The organism is Rhodococcus daqingensis, from assembly GCF_042665615.1.
Lineage (GTDB): Bacteria > Actinomycetota > Actinomycetes > Mycobacteriales > Mycobacteriaceae > Rhodococcus_G > Rhodococcus_G daqingensis.
In genome coordinates this window covers 334,845-354,054 of record NZ_JBHTCS010000009.1, presented here as the reverse complement: position 1 = coordinate 354,054, position 19,210 = coordinate 334,845, and the positions used below count along the sequence as shown (strand labels likewise).

Here is a 19,210-nt window from a genome sequence, read left to right as displayed (position 1 = left end):
GTGCAGGGGAAGGGAAGTCAGAGTTCGTAGTCGACGACGACCGGGGCGTGATCGCTCATCCGCCGGTCCGCGGCGGGTTCGCGGTCGGTGCCCGCCGCGCCGGCCGCCCGCGCCAGCCCGGGTGTCGCGAGGTGGTAGTCGATGCGCCACCCGGTGTCGTTGGCGAACGACTGCCCCAGCCAGGACCACCACGAGTACGGCCCGTCGGCGTCCGGATTCCGACTGCGGACCACGTCGACGAGGGTGCGGGGGGACAGGATCGAGCCGAACCACTCGCGTTCCTCGGGGAGGTAGCCCTCGACCTGGTTGCTGCGCCGCCAGTTCCGCACGTCGTGGCGGGTGTGGGCGATGTTGAGATCACCCATGAGCAGCAGTTCCCGGCCGTTCGATCGGGCGTCGCGACGTGAACGCGCCAACTGTCGCGCGAACCCGTCGAGGAAGCGCATCTTGCGCGCATAGCGGGCGCCGCCGTCCGGCGCCTCCCGCATCCGCCCCGGCTTCTGGAGGTGGGCGGGCAGGCCTCCCTTCGGCAGGTACAGCGACGCGACGGTGATCGGCGCGTCCGCGAGGTCGACCTCGATGTACCGACCCTGGGCGGCGAACTCGCGCAGCTCCCGGGCCAACGGCACCCGGTCGAGTTCGGCTGTGCCGGTGTGCACTTCGCCGGGAGTCCGTACCAGGGCGGTGCCGCTCCACGTGCGGATCGCGTCGGGAGCGTGCCTCGTCAGGATCGCGACGCCGTTGCGGCCGGCGTGCACGCCCTCGTCGTAGGCGAGGTGATAGGCACCGAACACCCCGGGGGGAATCGCGGCCGCCCGGGCCCGCACCTCCTGCAGCGCCACCACGTCCGGATCGCGCTCGCGCAGCCACTCCTCGAATCCCCGCCGTTGCGCCGCTCGGATGCCATTGATGTTGAAGGTCGCGATCCGCACGGTCGACCAGTGTAGGCAGTCGGCCTACTCGGCCTGCCGCACGTCCTCGGCGAAGCCGGGCAGCCACTTGGTGAGGATCTCCATGTAGGGCGCGTACGCGTCGAGCTGAGCGCAGATCCCGACCGAGCCGAGCAGTACGCGGAAGACCATCACGTACTCGGCGGGCATGTTCAGCGCACGAGCGGTCCGGAACTGCGCGGACGAGAAATCCGTCGCGGTTCCGGCCGCCTTCTGCAGCCAGGCCCTGGTGAAGTGGAAGGACTCGGTGTGGATCGGGTCGGTGAACGGACGCAGGTAGTCGGCGATCTCCTGATCGGTGACATTGCGGCCGGGGAGCACGAATCCGTTGGCGCGCAACAGTTCCGTCAGCTCGTCGAAGCGCTCTTCCAGCGCGAGCCGAACCATCCTGCCGAGTACCGGGGGCAGACCGCCGGGCATCGGCGCGCAGGCGCCGTAATCGATGACGCCGAGCCTGCCGTCCTCGAGCATCATGAAGTTGCCGGGATGTGGATCGCTGTGTAGCAGTCCGACCCGGGCGGGTGAGGCGAAATGGAACTCGGCGAGCAGGGCGCCCGCGCTGTTGCGCTGTTCGGCGGTGCCGCCGGCGATGATCGTCGACAGCGGTGTCGCCGACATCCATTCGGTGATCACCACCTTCGGCGAACTCGCGACCACTCGCGGGATCGCGAACCTGGGGTCGCCCGCGAACTCGGCGGCGAAGGCGCGCTGGTTGTTCGCCTCGATGCGGTAGTCCAGCTCGTCCTCGGTGCGGGCGGTCAGCTCCTCGAGGACGGGCTTGACGTCAGCACCGGGGATCACCGAACTGAACATCCCGGCGAAGCGGGAGAGCGTCCGCAGGTCGGCGCGCAGGGCCTCGTCGGCGCCCGGGTACTGCACCTTCACCGCGACCTCGCGGCCGTCGGACCACACGGCGCGGTGTACCTGCCCGATGCTCGCCGAGGCCGTCGGAACATCGTCGAAGGACGCGAAGCGCTCGCGCCACTTGCTGCCCAACTGCTCGCTGAGCACCCGGTGTACCTTCCTGGCGGGCAGCGGCGGGGCTTCCGCCTGTAGCTTCGTCAGTGCCTCGCGATACGGCTCCGCGAACTCCTCGGGGACGGCCGCCTCCATCACGCTCAGCGCCTGGCCGAGCTTCATCGCGCCGCCCTTGAGTTCGCCCAGCACCGTGAACAACTGCTCGGCGGCCTGCTGGGTCAGTTTGGCGTCGATCTCTTCGCGATCGCCGCCGACGAGCTTGCGGCCGAACCCGACCGCCGCGCGTCCCGCGATCCCGAGGGGGATGCTCGCCAGTTTGGCGGTACGGGCGGAACTGCTGCGGGGGATGTCTGGCACGCCCACCATCATGGCTGACGATCCGCCGGTTCGCCCAGATGTGGCGCATGCCGTCGGCATTCGCAGCGCGGATGCGGTCGCCAGGATCTCCTGACCAGTCGATACGTGGTCAGGTTCAGTTCCAGGGTTGCATCGAGGCTCGCGGGTGTTCGGGTGGGTTGGGCTGAGATCAGCAGATTCAACTCCGCCAGCGCGAGGGCGGTGGTGGCCAGGATCGACGCCGGGTCCGCATGCCCGACCGCGCCGAGCAATTGCGCGGCCAGGTGCGGCCATTCGTCGTCACGGGCGGCCCGGGTCAGGTCGGCGCAGCGCAGGCAGCTGGTGTGGCCGGGGAGTACCAGAGGCCCGACGATGCCCGTCCCGTCGCGCAGCCGCACCTGCAGGTGGGGCACCCGCGCCTCGACGAGCTCGGCCACCACCCGTGGATCGGGCACCAGTTCGTCGGTGAGCACCACACAGGCCGTTCGGTCGACGCGCGGAGCGCCCGTGCCGCCGAAGGGCACGGACCGGGTCAAGCGGACCCGCCCGTCGGCGAGAGCGCTCGCGATGCCGTCGGCGAGCGGCCCGCGACCGCGCACATGAACGGAGCGCACGCCGAGACGCGGCGCGGTCGCCTGCTCCAACAGCCCGGCCGCGGCCAGCTCGGACAGCAGTGCCGCGGTGTCGGCGGTCGTCAGTCCGATTTCGTGTGCCCGCCAGAGGATCTCGTCACGGGTGTGCAGACCGTCGAGCAGCCGCAGCAGTGCGGCCATCGCGTGGGGTGCGACGCCGGTCGGAACGGAGAGCAGCAGCGCACGCTCGGGATCCCAGCCCAATTGGACGCTGCCGCTGGGCCGAACCAGGATCGGGATCCGCGGATCGAGCCGCGGTCCCGCGTTCAGTGCCGAGACCGATGTCATGTCCCCGACCCTGGCAGATCCGGTGGTGCCGACGAGCGCCGCGCACCCGGTTATCCACAGGGTCGCGGCGGCGGTGGCCTGGGGTTTCGGGCCGGTCGACTACTCCGTCGGCCGCTCGGGGTCGCCGCCGGAGCCACCCTCCTCGCGCTCGCGCGCCTCGGTCGCCTCGAGCTGCGCGATCGGGTCCTCGAAGGCGCTGGTGCCGCCGCCCACCACCCGGTCGACGAACCCGGCCGGGCTGTCCAGGTCCGAGGAGTCCGGCAGCAGGTCGGGGTGCGCCCAGACGCCGTCCCGACCGTCGATCCCGGCCGACTCGGTGAGCTGGTGCCACAGCCGCGACGCCTCACGGACCTTGCGGGGACGGAGCTCGAGGCCGACGAGGGTGGCGAAGGTCTGCTCGGCGGGACCGCCGGTGGCGCGCCTGCGCCGGATCGTCTCGCTCAGGGCGGCCACCCCGGGCAGCCGGTCGCCGAGCGCCTCGGACACCACGGTCTCCACCCAGCCCTCGATGAGCGCGAGCATGGTCTCGAGCCGCTCGAGGGCCTGCTTCTGCTCGGGGGTCGTCTGCGGTTCGAAGGCGCCCTGCTGGAGGATCTCCTCGATCTTCGACGGATCGGTCAGCGCGCTCGGGTCGAGGCCCTGCGCGGCCTCCTCGATCGCGGAGAAGTCCATCCGGATGCCGCGCGCGTAGTCCTCGACGGTGGCCAGCAGCCGCTGCCGCAGCCACGGCACGTGCACGTACAGCCGGTGGTGGGCGGCCTCGCGCGCGGCGAGGAACACCAGGATCTCGCGGTCGGGCTGCTCGAGGCCCTCGCTGAACTTCTCGATCGCGGTCGGCAGTAGCGCCGCGACCCCGCTGGGACCGAGCGGCAGCCCCACATCGGTGGAGGTCAGCACCTCGGAGGAGAGCTGCCCCAGGGCCTGGCCCAGCTGCGAGCCGAACGCCAGTCCGCCCATCTGCCCGAGCATGCCCATCATCGGGCCGGCCATGTGCTTGGCCTCCTCCGGCAGCCCGGACACCCACATGCCCGAGATCTGCTCGGCGACCGGATCGCACAGTCGCTTCCAGGTGTCGAGGGTGTTCTCGAGCCAGTCGGCCGCCGTCCAGGCAACCGCCTTGGACGCACCCGCGGGCAGTGTGGTGGCGCCGTCCAGCCACACCTCCGCGAGGTGGGCGGCATCGGCCACCGCGGCGCCGGTGCCGCTGGAGATCGGGGGCACCGTGCCGAGCTGCTGGAGGGCCAGCTTCTTGGCGACCTCGTAGTTCACGGGGCCCCCGCCGCCTGTGCCCATCGCGCTGCCCATGCCGCTGAGCATCTGACCGAACTGCGTGAGCATCTGGCCGAGCTGCGCGGGGTCGAAGCCCTCGGGACTGAAACCGAAGGGGATCCCTCCCGGACCGGGGGTACCTTCGCCGTCCCGACCCTTGTCCCGGTCGGGATCGTTGTCGGAATTCGAGAAACCAAACGGCGGATTGCTCATGGCTCAACGGTACAAGGCATCGAGGACGTGGGTGGCGGCGGAGATGACGCTCAGCGCGAACAAGCCGAGCCGCCCTCTACGCTGGACCGGGTGAATCGACGGATGGTGACCCTGGCCGCTGCGCTGGTGCCGGTGGTGGCGCTCTTCACTCTCGGGACTGCGGTGACCGTGCCGTTCGTGGCCCTCGGGCCTGGCCCCACGTTCAACACTCTCGGCGAGGCCGACGGCAAGCCCGTGGTCGAGATCGAGGGGACCGATCTCGACCCGACGTCGGGCAACCTCAACATGACCACCGTCTCGGTCCGCGACGGGCTCAACATCTTCGAGGCCTTCGGGAACTGGATCAGCGGACGCTACGGCCTGGTGCCGCGCGCCGAGGTCTATCCGCCGGACAAGAGCAAGGACGAGGTCAAGCAGGAGAACGAGGCGGACTTCGCGAAGTCGGAGGACTCCGCGGAACTGGCCGCCCTGCACTTCCTGGACCTGCCGGTGGCGCTCGATGTGGTCGACGTCTCGGAGGACGGACCGGCCAAGGACGCGCTGCGGCCGGGCGATCAGCTGCTCGCGATCAACGGGACCCAGGTTCGGACCGTCGGTGAGGTGCAGCGGGCGGTGGCCGAGCTCGATCCCGGCACCGAGGTCAGCATCCTGTTGCGTCGCGACGGCCAGGAGATGACGGTGCCGGTGACACTCGGCGAGCGTCCGGGCGCGACGGACCGCGGGTACCTGGGGATCACCCCGCAGGAGAATCCCGAGGTCCCCTTCACGGTGGAGTTCAACCTGGCCGAGGTCGGCGGACCGTCCGCGGGGCTGATGTTCACCCTCGCGGTCATCGACAAGCTCTCGCCGGGTGAGCTGAGCGGCGGCGGGTTCGTCGCGGGCACCGGGACCATCGATTCCGACGGTGAGGTCGGCCCGATCGGCGGCATCCCGTACAAGTTGCTCGCCGCACGCGAGGCGGGGGCGACCACCTTCCTGGTGCCGTCGAAGAACTGCGACGAGGCCCGTCAGCGGGTACCCGAGGGCCTGCGGCTGGTGAAGGTGGACAACCTCGACGGCGCGGTGGCCGCACTCGAATCGCTGAACGCCGGCGGCGAGGCGCCCGCCTGCTAGCGCCCCGTCGGCTCGTGGATCAGTCGTCCGGGGCGTCGAACGTCGCGTACAGCGCGTTCACCAGGTTCGGGGCCAGGTCCTCGTAGGTGAGCAGCTCGGGTTCCTCGTCGAGGTCGTCGTCCTCGGGCTTGAGCTGCAGCACGCACACGGCCGGTCCGTCGCGCAGCACAGCCGCGATGAGACGGGCATCGCGACGCTCGGGGTGCGCGTCCGCCGTCGCGCGGGCGACCTCGTCGGCGGCGTGCTGATCGGTGACCAACGGGGCCACTGCGCTGTCGAGGTCGGATTCCGCGGTCGGCGGGAGCACCACGATCTCCTGGACCAGCGCGCAGCCGACGACGCCCTCGGGCCAGCTGGTGGTGGCCAGGAACTCGTCCAGCGCCGGGGTGCCGCCGCCGATGTCTTCGGGGAACGGTTCCTGCTCCACGGGCGTGAGTTCCGCGCCGTCCTCGAGCTGATCGATCAGGTCGGGCTCCGCGGCGGCCAGGACAGCGGTGGGGACGAGGGCGAACATCACCGGCGGCTGGCCCCATCCGCCGGCGTCGACGAAGTCCGACACCTCGCGCACACACCGGGGGAGTGCGTCGACGGAGAAGTCGGCGGGGTGGCCGTAGTACACGCCATTGCTATCGCTCACGGTCTCATCCTCCCACCCACACGTAGAGTGGTGACAACCACCGCGGCGCCTGTGCGCCGCCCGAATCACTGGAGAGTGGCACGTGGGCATGCGGCCCCCCACCGGATTACCGTCGTTGTCCCGTCGAAGCCGAGTGCTGCTAATCCTGGCCCTCGTTGCCGCGGCACTGTTGCTGATCGGCCCCCGGCTGATCGATACCTATACCAACTGGTTGTGGTTCGGCGAGGTCGGGTTCCGCACCGTCTTCACCACGGTGCTCGTCACCCGGCTCATCCTGTTCCTGGCGGTCGCCGTGCTCGTCGGTGGGGCGGTGTTCCTGGCGCTGCTGTTCGCGTATCGCTCGCGGCCGGTGTTCGTACCGGTGGCCGGGCCCAACGACCCCATCGCCCGGTACCGGACCACCGTGATGGGGCGGCTGAAGGCCTTCGGTATCGGGATCCCGGTGGCGATGGGTCTGCTCTCGGGCCTGGTCGCGCAGTCGAACTGGGTGACGGTGCAGCTGTTCCTCAACGGTGGGGCGTTCGGGATCAATGACCCCCAGTTCGGACTGGACATCGGGTTCTACTCCTTCGACCTGCCCTTCTACCGGCTCGTGTTGAACTGGCTGTTCGTCGCGGTTCTCATCGCCTTCTTCGCGAATCTGGTGACGCACTACGTCTTCGGCGGGCTACGCCTGAGCGGCCGGGACGGCGCGCTGACCAAGGCCGCCACCGTCCAGCTCGCGTTGCTGGCCGGAACCTTCGTGCTGCTCAAGGCCGTCGCATACTGGCTGGACCGGTACTCGCTGCTCTCGAGCAGCCGCAAGGAGCCCACGTTCACGGGCGCCGGGTTCACCGATACCAACGCGGTGATGCCGGCCAAGCTGATCCTGATGGCCATCGCGATCGTCTGTGCGCTCGCGTTCTTCGCCGCGATCTTCCTGCGCGACATCCGGATCCCCGCGATGGCCGCCGCGCTGTTGGTGCTCTCCTCGATCCTGATCGGCGCCGTCTACCCGCTGGTGGTCGAACAGTTCTCGGTGAAGCCGAACGCCGCGCAGAAGGAGAGCCCGTACATCGAGCGCAACATCCAGGCGACCAGACAGGCGTACGGGATCACCGACGACAGGGTCGAATACGTCGACTACACGGGCGTCGCGACGAAGCAGCCGCAGGAAGTCCCCGCGGACGTGACGACCATCGCGAACACCCGGCTGCTGGACCCGAACATCCTGTCGCCGACCTTCACCGCGCAGCAGCAGTTGAAGAACTTCTACGCCTTCCCGAAGGCGCTCAACATCGACCGGTACGAGATGAACGGTCAGCTGCGCGACTTCGTGGTGGCGGCGCGTGAGCTCTCGCCCGCCAGCCTGAGCGGCAACCAGACCGACTGGATCAACAAGCACACCGTGTACACGCACGGCAACGGATTCGTCGCCGCTCCTGCCAACCAGGTGACCAAGGTGTCGGGCGATGCCCAGAACAACACCGGTGGCTACCCGATCTACAGCGTCAGCGACCTCAAGACGCAGCCGTCGGATCCCGCCCTGCGGGTGGACAACCCGCGGATCTACTACGGCGAGGTGATCGCCAAGTCGGATGCCGACTACGCCATCGTCGGTGCCGCGGGCGGCGAGCCGCGCGAGTACGACACGGACGACTCGAAGTACACCTACACCGGCGCCGGTGGCGTCGGGATCGGCAACTGGGTGAACCGGCTGGCATTCGCGGCCAAGTACACCGAGCGCAACATCCTCTTCTCCGGTGCGATCGGGGACGATTCGAAGATCATCTACAACCGCGACCCCCGCGACCGGGTGAACCAGGTCGCGCCGTGGCTGACCACCGACGGCACCATCTATCCCGCGGTGGTCCAGGGCCGGATGCAGTGGATCGTCGACGCCTACACCACGCTCGACAACTACCCGTACGCGCAGCGCTCCTCGCTCGACGGACTGGTCGAGGACAGTGTGGACCAGGCCACCGGCCGGCTGCTTCCGAAGAAGGAGGTCTCGTACATCAGGAACTCGGTCAAGGCCACCGTCGATGCCTACGACGGAACGGTGACCCTGTACCAGGTGGACGAGCAGGACCCGGTCCTCAAGGCCTGGATGGGTGTGTTCCCGGGCACGGTCCAGCCCAACACTGCGGTCACCGACGAGCTGAGGGCGCATTTCCGGTACCCCGAGGACCTGTTCAAGGTGCAGCGGGAGATGCTCGCCAAGTACCACGTCGACGACCCGAACGAGTTCTTCACCAACAACAACTTCTGGTCGGTGCCCAGCGACCCGACGGTGGAGACCGACAAGAACCAGCCGCCGTACTACGTGCTGGTCGGCAACAAGGAGACGGCCAAGCCGGAGTTCCGGTTGACCAGCCCGATGGAGGGCTACAACCGGGAGCTGCTGGCTGCGTACATCTCGGTCGCGTCGGATCCGAAGGACTACGGCAAGTTCACGGTGCTGCAGTTGCCGACAGAGACCCAGACGCAGGGACCGCAGCAGGCGCAGACCGCGATGACGTCGAATCAGACCGTGGCCAGCGCGCTGTCGCTGATCAAGCAGTCGAACAAGATCCAGTACGGCAATCTGCTGACCCTGCCGATCGCCGACGGCGGCATCCTGTATGTCGAACCGCTGTACACCCAACGGAATTCGCCGAATGCCTTCCCTCAGCTCACGGCGGTGCTGGTGAGCTTCACCGACACGAAGGGCATCCGCGTCGGGTACGCGCCGACGCTGGCGGAGGCGATGGACCAGGTGTTCGGTTCGGGTGCGGCCGCGGTGGCGACCGCGCCGGGCGGGGCGTCGCCGCCGCCGAGCGATCAGGCGCAGCAGCAGGCGCAGCAGCCCGTCCCGGTGCCGGCGCCGGCGCCGAGCGGTGATGTCGGAGTGGCGCTGAACGAGGTCGATGCCGCGCTCGGGGCGGTGAAGACGGCCCAGCAGAGCGGTGACTTCGCCGCCTATGGCGCTGCTCTCGACCGGCTGCAGAAGGCGGTCGACGCCTACCAGGGGCTACCCAAGTAACAGGCGCGACAGCAAAGGGGCCCTGCCATCCGACCGGATGGCAGGGCCCCTTTGCTGTGGAGCTGGATCAGCGGGTGAGGCTCGCGAGGGCCACGCCGTTGTTGGCGATCAGCTGCTGGATCTGATCTCCGAAGCCGTGCTGGGTCGCCAGGGCGACGGCGGCGTCGGATGCCTGCTTGACCTGGTCGGCGGCCGGCGCCGGGATGGCCTCGAGGGCGGGCAGAGCAGGGGCGATGACCGCGGGCACGACCGGAGCGGGCGCCGGGGCGGGCGCGGGGGCCGGCTCCGGGGCGACATCCTCGGTCGCGGTGGTCAGGTACTTGCCGCAGTGCGGCCAGGCGCCGGGGCCCTGGCTGGCGAGGGTGTTCTCCGCGACGCGGATCTGCTCGGCCTTGGAGGCGCCGTGCGGCGAGCCGGTGCCGCCGTTGGCGGTCCAGGTGCTCTGCGAGAACTGCAGGCCGCCGTAGTAGCCGTTGCCGGTGTTGATGCCCCAGTTGCCGCCGCTCTCGCACTGCGCGACGCCGTCCCAGTTGTGGGAGGCGGCGGCTGCGGTGCCGGTGGCAAGGCCGAAGGGAACTGCGACGAGTGCGCCGGTGGCGGCAACCCATCCGAGAGCACGCGTGGTCATCTTGCGAGTGGTCATGCGGGGTGAATCCTCTCCGCGCTTGCGAACGGGCCGGCCTGGGCGGAGTGAACTCGTCTCGCCCGGCACACAAACACTGGCGCCGCGTCCCTGCCCCTCGAAGGTTTCGGGGTTCCGATCCCGCGGGGCAGAGTGAGCAGCGGCGGGTCGGCTAATGCCCGGTTGTTTCGGGCCGGTGGCGACCGTACGCAACATTTTCGACACGGTCATCCCCGGATCGGGAGGCTCTCGGCGGCCGGGATCTCGGGCCGGATCGGTCGTCGCCGCAGGTGGGCGAGTGTCGTTGCAAACGGGATGCGCGTTCGTTATGCGCCCGTTATGTGGTCGGGATCACGGGCAATTTGTGCACTGGGTCACGCGTGCGGGCGCTCGTCCCGGCGCGGTTCCGGTCCCGTCTGTGCGCGATTTGTGTTCTGTTCCGCGGCTCGTGTAACTTCGTTCATGCATCGCGGGGTGGAGCAGCTCGGTAGCTCGCTGGGCTCATAACCCAGAGGTCGCAGGTTCAAATCCTGTCCCCGCTACCAAAGTACGAAAGCCCGGTCTTCGGACCGGGCTTTCGTCGTTTCCGGGTCTTTCACGGCGCCGATCAGGCGTGACGGCAGAAACCGGGCATGTCCCCGGGTAGTTCTCCCGTGGTCACGCGGCCGCGTGGGCGGGAGGCTGTGAGGCGTCTCACCAGCCACGCTCGGAAGGGTGCCCACACCTATGAACGCCGGACAGTTGACTTCAAGTGCCTACGTCGCCGCGATGTTCTCTCGTGACTTCGTCGAGGGCGGATTCGATCACGACGCGGTCGAGGGGATCCACTGCGGCGAGTTCGACGAGTGGATCCTCGCGGTTGCCCGATCGGGCCTGCTGTCCGACAAGGAAGTGGCGGGTGTGGCGCACGCGTGGCAGCGCGACCCGAAGCTGCTCCTGGACGCGCTGCTGGTGGACGCGGACGAGGTGACGCGCAGGCGCTGCGAGTCCGCCTGGGGAGCGTTGGATCGGGCTGCCGAGAGGCGGGCTTCGGCGGTGGTCGGGAGCGCCCCGATCTTCGTGTAGAGTTATCAGTGCAGCGCGGGGTGGAGCAGCTCGGTAGCTCGCTGGGCTCATAACCCAGAGGTCGCAGGTTCAAATCCTGTCCCCGCTACCAATGAACGAAAGCCCGGTCTTCGGACCGGGCTTTCGTCATTTCTGTGTGGATGTCGCCGTTGTGCCAGGCTTGGCCGGTGACTCGAACCTGGGAGCGCGCGCTCATCCGCGACTGCCTGGATCTCGGTGTCCCGGTGATCGGGGTGTGTCTCGGCGCGCAGCTGATGGCGGCCGCACTCGGGGCCAACGTATTCGAGGGCCCCGCAGGGGAATTCGGTGCCGGGACGGTCACCCTCACCGATGCGGGCATGTCGGACAAGGTTTTTGGCGGCATCGGCGGCGAGGTGCCGGTGGTGCACTGGCACGGCGACACGTTCGATCTGCCGGACGGTGCGGTGCTGCTCGCCGGCCTCGCTAGTCCTCCGCCGAGTCCATCTCGATCAGGACCCTCCGCAGCAACTTTCCTGTCGCGTTGCGGGGCAGCTCCTCGAGGAACACCACCTCGCGGGGGACCTTGTAGCGGGCGAGGTGTTCCTTCACATGGGCCTTGATCATCTGGTCGTCGAGAGCGGAGCCGGGGCTCGGCACCACGAATGCCTTGAGTCGGTGCCCGAACTCGGCGTCGTCGACACCGATCACCGCCACCTCCAGCACATCCGGGCGCTCGTAGAGCAGGTTCTCGACCTCGAGCGGGTAGACGTTCTCGCCGCCCGAGACGATCATGTCGTCGTCGCGGCCGTCGACGAACAGCAGCCCGTTCTTGTCGAAGTGCCCCACGTCGCCGGAGGAGAGCAGCCCGCCTATCCGCTCCTTGTCGCGGCCGTCGGTGTATCCGCTGAAGCTCAATCCGCTGGCCACGAAGATCCGGCCCACCGTGTCGGGTTCGGTGATCCGGACACCGGCGTCGTCGTAGAGCTCGACATGACAGGTCACCGGTGCTCGGCCGGCGGTGCCCGGCGCCAGCGCGAGGTCGGCCGGGGTCGCGACGGTGGCCACCGCGACTTCGGTTGAGCCGTACAGGTTGTGCAGCACGTGGCCGAATGCCTCGGTGGTGCGCCTACACAGGTCGGGGGACAGCGCGGACCCGGCGGCGAAGATGATCTTGAGGTTGGTGGTGTCGTACTTCGACAGGACCTCGGGGCCGAGGTCGATGATCCGCTGCAGCATGGTCGGTACCACGACGAGAACGTCGGCGCGCTGCTCGGCGACGAGCCGGACGCTGCCCTCGGGATCGAACTTGCGCTGCATGACCACCGTCTGGCCGAGCGCAAGGGCGATCGCGAACTGGGACATGCCCGTGCCGTGGAAGGCGGGCGCCGCCATCACCATCGTCTGACCGGGGCGCAGGGGCACGCGGTCGAGGAACTGGGCGGACGCCAGTGGCGAGGTGCGCTCGCGCGGGGCGCCCTTCGGGGTTCCGGTGGTGCCGCTGGTGAGCAGCACGAAGCTGCCGTGGGTCGGCGGATGGGCTACGGCGTGGGTGGGTTGGCCGGCGATGAGACCGTCCAGCGATCGCGCACCCTGTCCCGTGTCCTCGCCCCAGGACAGGAAGAGCCGCACGTCCGAGGGCAGCGCCGCGGCGACGTCGGCGAACTCCTCGTCGTAGACGAAGGACCGAACCTGTTCGCGGGCAGCGACATCCACCAGCTGCGGGGGAGCGAAGCCCGTGTTCATCAGGACCAGCTTGGCGCCCAGTTTCGCCGCCGCGAGCATGGTGAGGACCAGGCCGCGGTGGTTGCGGCACATCGCACCCATCACCGAGCCGGGGGCGATGCCGTTCGCCTCCCAGGCCCGGACCAGGGCGTTGGACTGCTGCTCGAGCTGGGCGTAGGTCAGTTGCCCGCGTTCGTCGACGATCGCGACCGCGTCGAGTCCCGCCTCGGCGTGCGCGTGGATCGGTCCCGCGAAGGGGCCGTACTTGCGGACCGCGAGGATGGCCGCGATCCCGTGGTCGACGCGGGGAAACGGGACGAGACCCGCGCGCATCATCACCCTCGCCGCCCCGAGAGTGTCGGTCATCTTCGTCAGAACACCCGGCATTGGAATTGCCCCCTGAGCCCAGAAACGATCTTCGGAACGGACGGCCCTCAGCCTAGTGCGGGCGGGGGTCACAGTCACTGGTTTCGAAACGGGGCGAGGGTGGGAACCAGGCAACCACGGTCGCCCCGCTCCCAACCGCATGGTCTGTCGCCTATCTGAGCAGCAGGGATTTCGGATGGGTCAGAAAGCGGGGGCCGCGAGTTTGGCAGGGGCCGAATCGGTGATGGCGGGCCGACGCAACACGGTCAGACTGACTACGAGGGCGGCGGCCAACAGCCCGGCCGCGACGGTGAAGGCCAAGCGGTAACCGCTGGTCAATGCCGCGGCCTCGGAAGCACCCGAAACCAACTGGCTCCCAGTGCGGGAGGCGGCGAGCGTGGACAGCACGGCAATGCCCAGCGCCATGCCGACCTGCTGCGTCGTGTTGAACAATCCGGAGGCCAACCCGGCATCCTCGGCATCCGCATCGGACATACCCAGCGTGGCCAGCGCGGGCAGCACCAGCCCACCACCGGCGATCAGCACCATCATCGGCAGCAAGTCGACGACATAGGAGGCGTCGACCGGAAGCCTGGTCAGCCAACTCATTCCGGTCAGCAGCAATACCAATCCAGCAACCAGCACGGCCCGTTCACCGAAGCGGGTGATCAATCGAGCCGAGGCGAACAGCGACACCCCACCGATGGCGACGGCCGCGGGCAGCATGGCCAGCCCGGTGGCCAGTGCGCTGTAGCCGAGGACCTTCTGCATGTACAGCGCGACAATGATCTGGAAGGCGAACATGGCCGACAGCGTCAGCATCTGCACCAGATTGGCGCCGGATACATTGCGGGAATGGAAGATTCGCAGCGGCAGTAGCGGCGTACGCGCGGTCTGCTGACGCACGACGAAGGCGACGAGCATGCCGGCCGCGACGGCCCCGAGCCCCAGCGTGTGCGCGGACGTCCAGCCGTACTCCTCGATCTTCACCACCGTGTAGATGCCCAGCATGAGTCCACCGGTCACCAGCAGCGCACCGAGCGCATCCGCACCCGCGGCCAACCCGATACCGCGATCGGCGGGCAAGGCCTTCACCGCCAGCGCGACGGTCACCACTCCGATCGGCACATTGATGAGGAAGATCCAGTGCCAGTTCAGCACATCGGTCAGCACCCCGCCCAGCACCTGGCCGATGGAGGCGCCTGCCGCACCGGTGAAGCTGAAGATCCCGATGGCCTTTGCCCGTTCACGGTTCTCGGTGAACAAGGTGACCAGGATTCCCAGCACCACCGACGAGGCGATAGCACTGCCCACGCCCTGGAGGAAGCGGGCGGCGACCAGCATCTCCGGCGTAGTGGCCGCTCCGGCGAGCAGCGAGGCGACGGTGAATACCGCATTCCCGGCGAGGAACATGGTCTTTCGGCCGATCAGATCGCCGAGCCGCCCGGCCAGCAGCAGCAATCCACCGAAGGCGATGAGGTAGGCGTTCACAGTCCAGCTCAGTCCGGCCGCAGTGAAGCCCAGATCGTTCTGGATCGCGGGCATCGCGACGGTCACGATGCTGCCGTCGAGGATGGTCATCAACGTCGCCGCCGACAGTACGGCGAGGGCGAGGCGGTTGGACATTGTCATGGGTCATCTCCTGTTCAGAACCAACAAGAGGGACCGTACTAGATAGTTCCGTTGCAGACAATATTAAAGCGGACTATTGCCTGGCGCGCCGCGCCGCCGATGCCTCTGCCGGTGTCGCGAGATGCCCTTCTGCTAGGGAGTTCAAGGCGCGCAACAAGTTTTCGCGATCCCCCTTCGGCAGGGCCTCTAGGGCGTCCCGATGCACCTCATCGACAATCTTCTGACTCCGCTTGGCGACCTTCTCTCCCTCCGGGGTAACCGCGATGATCCGAGCCCGCCGATCCGTACTGGATGGCCGCCGCTCCGCCAACCCGGCCTTCTCGAGCGCGTCGACAGTGACCACCATCGTGGTCTTGTCCATATCCCCGATCTCTGCGAGCTGAACCTGCGTCCGCTCGTCCTCGAGCGCGTGCACCAGCACGCAATGCATGCGAGCGGTCAGTCCGATCTCGGCCAGCGCCGCCGCCATCCGAGTGCGCAGAACATGGCTCGTATGATCGAGCAGAAACGACAGGTCGGGCTCGTCACGCCTGGGTGCCAGTGCAGTCATGCCACCAATCATAGTTTTGTTGCAGATAATCTTCACGCCCGCGCATCTTCCTCGTCCACGTGAAACGCACGCTCATGCCGCTTACCGCACGGGGAGTCCGTCGGAGGTATCGACCGAAACAAGAAACCGGTGCGAGTCGAAAAGCAGACTCGCACCGGTTTCCGTTGTTGTGCAGGCTATTTCAGCTCCGCGGACGACTTGCCGAGCACTCGCCGCGCCACGATCAGCTGCTGGATCTGCTGGGTGCCCTCGAAGATGTCGAGGATCTTCGAGTCGCGGCCCCACTTCTCCAGGAGCGTGCGCTGCGAGTAGCCGAGGCTGCCGGCCAGCTCGACGGCCTTGAGCGTGACGTCCGTGCCGGTGCGTCCCGCCTTGGCCTTGGACATCGATGCCTCGAGCGAGTTCGGCTTCTTGTTGTCGGCCATCCACGCGGCGCGCAGCGACAGCAGGTACGACGCCTCCCAGTCCGCCTCGAGGCGGAGGAACTCGGCGGCCGCCGCGTGCTGGTTGTAGGCGGGGGTGTCGTAGGAGACCTCGACGCCCGCCTCGGACAGGATGCCGCGCAGTTCCTCGAGCGCGGCCCGGCCGACGCCGACGGCCATGGCGGCCACCAGCGGGCGGGTGTTGTCGAAGGTCTGCATCACGCCCGCGAAACCCTGCTCGACGTTCACCTCGGGGCTACCGAGGATATTGTCCTTGGGGATCCGGCAGTCCTGCAGCAACAGGACTGCGGTGTCGGACGCCTTGATACCGAGCTTGTGCTCGAGACGCGCGACGGACAGGCCCGGAGCGTCCCGCGGCACGACGAACGACTTGATCGCCGCACGGCCCTTCGACTTGTCGACCGACGCCCACACCACGATGTGGGTGGAGCGTTCGCCCGCGGTGACGAAGATCTTCTCGCCGTTGAGGACCCACTCGTCGCCGTCGAGGACGGCGGTGGTCGTCACGGCGGCGGAGTCGGAGCCGAAGCTGGGCTCGGTGATGGCCATCGAGGCCCAGACCTTGCCGAAGCGTTCGAGCTGCTCGTCGGTCGACACCGCCGCGATCGCCGCGTTGCCCAGTCCCTGGTAGGGGATCGAGAGCATCAGACCGACATCGCCCCACGAGGTCTCGAGCGCATTCAGCAGCGCGGACATGTTGCCGCCGTTGGAGTTGCCGAGCAGCTCGGTGGAGGCGTCCGACCGGCCGCCCGTGGCGCCGCCGACGTCGCCGCCGGAGTCGTTGAGGCCCTCGACCATGGCGGCCATGGTGTCGAGTTCCACCGGGTATTCGTGCTCGGCCAGATCGTACTTGCGCGAAATGGGCCGGAAGATCTCCGCTGCGACCTGGTGTGCCTGGTTCGCAGAGGCTTTGAGCTTCTTGGGAAGTTCGAGGTTGATCATCAAAGTCTCCTAGTGGACAGCAGCGGCGTCAGATGAGGACGATGCCCTCGGCAACGCCGATGGCTCGGAGGTCGCGGTACCAGCGCTCGACCGGGTGCTCCTTGGTGAAGCCGTGGCCGCCGAGCAGCTGCACACCGTCGAGGCCGATCTGCATGCCCTTCTCCGAGGCGAGCTTGCGGGCGAGCGCCGACTCGCGCCCGAAGGACAGCCCCTGCTCGGCGCGGGAGGCGCCGCGGAGGGTGACCAGGCGCAGGCCGTCGAGCTCGATCGCGATGTTGGCGACCATGAAGGCCACCGCCTGCCGATGGCTGATCGGCTCGCCGAACGCCTCGCGCTCGTTGACGTAGGGGATCACATAGTCCAGCACGGCCTGCCCGGTGCCGACCGCCATCGAGGCCCAGCCGAGGCGGGCCAGGCGGATCGCGTTGGCGTAGTCGGTGGCACGCTGGCCGGCGTCGCCATCACCGAGGATCGCGGACTCGGGCACCGCGACATCGGTGAGGATCAGCCGGCCGAGGCCCGCCGCGCGCAGGCCCATGCTGGGGTCCGCCTCCACGACGAGGCCCTTGGCGTCGGACTCGACGATGAAGAAGGCCGGCTTGCCGTCGAGTTCGGCCGCGACGAGGAACAGCTCGGAGTCCGCGGCTGCGGGCACGAAGGACTTGACGCCGTTGAGCTTGTAGCCGCTGGGCGAGCGAACCGCCTTGGTCTGCAACGCGAACGGGTCGAACAGGGCGCGGGGCTCGCTGACCACGACGGCCGCGTTCGGCACCTTCTCGCCGGTGAAGGCGGGCAGGTAGGTCCGCTGCTGGCTGTCGGTGCCCCACTGGGTGAGGGCGACCGCGACGCCGCTCGGCGCCAGGATCGGTAACGCCAGGCCCATGTCGCCGTGCGCCAGCGCCTCGGCGACGAGGGAGTTGGTGACCGCCCCGCGCTCGCTGGCCGCGCCGTCGAGCTCCTCGGGCACGTTGATGAGGGTGATGCCGAGCTCCGCGGCGCGCGCGACCAGGTCGGCGGGCGAGGCGGCGGCGGCATCGGCGTCGTGCGCGGCGGGGCGCAGGATCTCGTCCGAGAACTCGCGGACCGTCTCGACGATCATCTTCTGCTCGTCGTTCGGGGTGAGGTCGAAGTAGTCGGCGTGCTTGGCCTCGCCCGCGGGCAGGCGCTTCGGCTGGCCACCGCCGGACACCTTCGTGAACGTCCTGGTGGCCGCTCCGAGCGTCTTGAACCCCGTCTTCGTGCCCTCGTAGGTGACCCGGTCGATCGGCTTGCGGAGGTTGTACTTCTCGGCGAGCTCCGAGCCGGTGATCTTGGTGAGCACCCGCATGGCTGCGCCCATGGCGTCGCGCTTCACCGGGTTCAGGCCCACCGCGGAGGTGTCGCGGGGTTCACGCTTGGCGCCGTTCGTTCTCACAACGCTGTCTTGCTTACTCATGATCACCAGGTTTCTCGGTGTATCGGTCGTGGACACCCGTTATCTTACTCCGGAGTAAGATAGGAAGTCGAGAATTTCGTCAGAGTGATCACGGTCACGCGCCCGGCCTCCCGGAGCGCGGTGATCGACCTTGATCGACGCGCCGGGCCCGGTCACGCTCGAGGACATGGCGGACAACTCGGCCATCGCGATCGTCGATCCACACGTGCATCACTGGCTGCCGTCCACCCGGCGCTGGTATCCGCTGATGCAGGAGCGCGCCGACGCGAGGCCCTCCACACTCGGCGATCTGGGCCGGCTGGCACACGACTACACCGCGGCGGACTACCTCGCCGACTCGGCCGGCTACGACGTCCGCGCGATCGTGCACGTCTCGGCCGTCAGCCGGGCAGGCACACACATCGACGAGCTGGCGTGGATCACGGAACTCGCGGGGGTGGCCGGCTGGCCCGCGGCGGCGATCGGCACCGTCGACCCCGGCGCGAGCTGGCCCTCGATCCGGGCGGACCTCGACGCCCAGCGTCGCAGCCCGCTCTTCCGTGGGATCAGGGTGCTGCGGGGGCTCCGGCCGGATTCCGACCCGACCGGTCCGCTGCTCGACTATCTGAGGCGGCACTCGCTGGTGTTCGACCTCGTCGCGCACCCCCGCTCGATGCCGGGCTGGGCGGAGGCGCTGCGCGGCCACGAGGACCTGACGGTGGTGCTCGAGCACGCCGGGTGGCCCGTCTCCGCGGGAGATTTCGGCGACTGGTCGGCCGCGCTCGGGCTGTTCGGCGACCGCGGGAACGTGCACTGCAAGATCTCGGGGCTGGGCATGGCCCTGCACACCCTGGACGTGGGGGCGCAGCGTCCCTGGGTGTCGAGGTGCCTCGAGGTGTTCGGACCGCGGCGGGCGATGTTCGCGAGCAACTTCCCGGTGGACCGCATGTACGGCGAGTTCAGCGAGCTCTACGACGGCTACCTGGCGGCGGCAGCGCAATTCGACACCGCCGATCGGTCCGCGCTGTTCGAGACCAACGCGCGACGCGTCTACGGCCTCCTCCCCAGGTAGG

Annotated in this window: 15 protein-coding genes, 2 tRNA genes and 1 pseudogene; 7 read left to right on the top strand and 11 right to left on the bottom strand. The window is 68.5% G+C overall.

The features are described 5' to 3' along the window. Window positions 1-17: 17 nt before the first annotated feature. From ACFQS9_RS06185 to ACFQS9_RS06170, 4 genes are all read right to left on the bottom strand, one after another. Window positions 18-932 (bottom strand): exodeoxyribonuclease III, encoded by a 915-nt coding sequence (locus ACFQS9_RS06185; protein ID WP_378402571.1) that lies wholly within the window; start codon window positions 930-932, stop codon window positions 18-20. A 24-nt stretch (window positions 933-956) separates the two neighbouring features. After that, window positions 957-2,297 (bottom strand): ABC1 kinase family protein, encoded by a 1,341-nt coding sequence (locus tag ACFQS9_RS06180; RefSeq protein ID WP_378402569.1) that lies wholly within the window; start codon window positions 2,295-2,297, stop codon window positions 957-959. After that, window positions 2,294-3,184 (bottom strand): hypothetical protein, encoded by an 891-nt coding sequence (locus ACFQS9_RS06175; protein ID WP_378402567.1) that lies wholly within the window; start codon window positions 3,182-3,184, stop codon window positions 2,294-2,296. The genes ACFQS9_RS06180 and ACFQS9_RS06175 overlap by 4 nt, the downstream gene beginning before the upstream one ends. Before the next feature lie 99 nt (window positions 3,185-3,283). Continuing rightward, window positions 3,284-4,666: a zinc-dependent metalloprotease gene (locus ACFQS9_RS06170; RefSeq protein WP_378402565.1), complete on the bottom strand. Its 1,383-nt coding sequence runs from the start codon at window positions 4,664-4,666 to the stop codon at window positions 3,284-3,286. Between the two features lie 90 nt (window positions 4,667-4,756). Here ACFQS9_RS06170 and ACFQS9_RS06165 point away from each other — a divergent pair, with 90 nt between their 5' ends. Continuing rightward, the gene (locus ACFQS9_RS06165; protein WP_378402563.1) at window positions 4,757-5,779 is read left to right on the top strand and encodes a YlbL family protein; all 1,023 of its coding nucleotides are present in this window, start codon (window positions 4,757-4,759) and stop codon (window positions 5,777-5,779) included. A gap of 19 nt (window positions 5,780-5,798) precedes the next feature. On the opposite strand, the gene ACFQS9_RS06160 is transcribed toward ACFQS9_RS06165, so the two are convergent. Further along, window positions 5,799-6,416: a PPA1309 family protein gene (locus tag ACFQS9_RS06160; RefSeq protein ID WP_378402561.1), complete on the bottom strand. Its 618-nt coding sequence runs from the start codon at window positions 6,414-6,416 to the stop codon at window positions 5,799-5,801. Window positions 6,417-6,498: 82 nt separating this feature from the next. Here ACFQS9_RS06160 and ACFQS9_RS06155 point away from each other — a divergent pair, with 82 nt between their 5' ends. Continuing rightward, window positions 6,499-9,420: a UPF0182 family protein gene (locus ACFQS9_RS06155; protein WP_378402559.1), complete on the top strand. Its 2,922-nt coding sequence runs from the start codon at window positions 6,499-6,501 to the stop codon at window positions 9,418-9,420. A 67-nt stretch (window positions 9,421-9,487) separates the two neighbouring features. Here the strand turns inward: ACFQS9_RS06155 and ACFQS9_RS06150 are convergent, their stop codons facing one another. Further along, entirely contained in the window at window positions 9,488-10,063 is a 576-nt protein-coding gene (locus ACFQS9_RS06150; protein WP_378402557.1) for a transglycosylase family protein, read from the bottom strand. A gap of 447 nt (window positions 10,064-10,510) precedes the next feature. Here ACFQS9_RS06150 and ACFQS9_RS06145 point away from each other — a divergent pair. The 4 genes and pseudogenes from ACFQS9_RS06145 to ACFQS9_RS06130 all read left to right on the top strand — a co-directional run. Beyond that, window positions 10,511-10,587 (top strand) — tRNA-Met (locus tag ACFQS9_RS06145). Window positions 10,588-10,768: 181 nt separating this feature from the next. After that, window positions 10,769-11,107, top strand: coding sequence for a hypothetical protein (locus ACFQS9_RS06140; RefSeq protein WP_378403176.1), 339 nt, complete (start codon window positions 10,769-10,771; stop codon window positions 11,105-11,107). A 14-nt stretch (window positions 11,108-11,121) separates the two neighbouring features. After that, window positions 11,122-11,198 (top strand) — tRNA-Met (locus ACFQS9_RS06135). A gap of 49 nt (window positions 11,199-11,247) precedes the next feature. Then, a pseudogene (locus ACFQS9_RS06130) lies at window positions 11,248-11,523 on the top strand (type 1 glutamine amidotransferase); the annotation flags it as partial. Window positions 11,524-11,551: 28 nt separating this feature from the next. Here the strand turns inward: ACFQS9_RS06130 and ACFQS9_RS06125 are convergent. The 5 genes from ACFQS9_RS06125 to ACFQS9_RS06105 form a co-directional block, all read right to left on the bottom strand. Further along, window positions 11,552-13,177, bottom strand: coding sequence for an acyl-CoA synthetase (locus tag ACFQS9_RS06125; protein ID WP_378402555.1), 1,626 nt, complete (start codon window positions 13,175-13,177; stop codon window positions 11,552-11,554). Between the two features lie 180 nt (window positions 13,178-13,357). After that, complete coding sequence (locus ACFQS9_RS06120; protein WP_378402553.1) at window positions 13,358-14,788, bottom strand: MFS transporter; 1,431 nt, start codon at window positions 14,786-14,788, stop codon at window positions 13,358-13,360. Between the two features lie 73 nt (window positions 14,789-14,861). Then, complete coding sequence (locus ACFQS9_RS06115) at window positions 14,862-15,338, bottom strand: MarR family winged helix-turn-helix transcriptional regulator (RefSeq protein ID WP_378402552.1); 477 nt, start codon at window positions 15,336-15,338, stop codon at window positions 14,862-14,864. Between the two features lie 176 nt (window positions 15,339-15,514). After that, window positions 15,515-16,723 (bottom strand): acyl-CoA dehydrogenase family protein, encoded by a 1,209-nt coding sequence (locus ACFQS9_RS06110; protein WP_378402550.1) that lies wholly within the window; start codon window positions 16,721-16,723, stop codon window positions 15,515-15,517. Between the two features lie 28 nt (window positions 16,724-16,751). Then, window positions 16,752-18,164 carry an acyl-CoA dehydrogenase family protein gene (locus ACFQS9_RS06105; RefSeq protein WP_378403174.1) on the bottom strand — a complete coding sequence of 471 codons (1,413 nt, stop codon included), beginning with the start codon at window positions 18,162-18,164 and terminating at the stop codon, window positions 16,752-16,754. Window positions 18,165-18,288: 124 nt separating this feature from the next. On the opposite strand from ACFQS9_RS06105, the gene ACFQS9_RS06100 reads away from it, so the two are divergent. Further along, window positions 18,289-19,209 carry an amidohydrolase family protein gene (locus tag ACFQS9_RS06100; protein ID WP_378402548.1) on the top strand — a complete coding sequence of 307 codons (921 nt, stop codon included), beginning with the start codon at window positions 18,289-18,291 and terminating at the stop codon, window positions 19,207-19,209. The last annotated feature ends 1 nt before the right edge of the window (window position 19,210 follow it).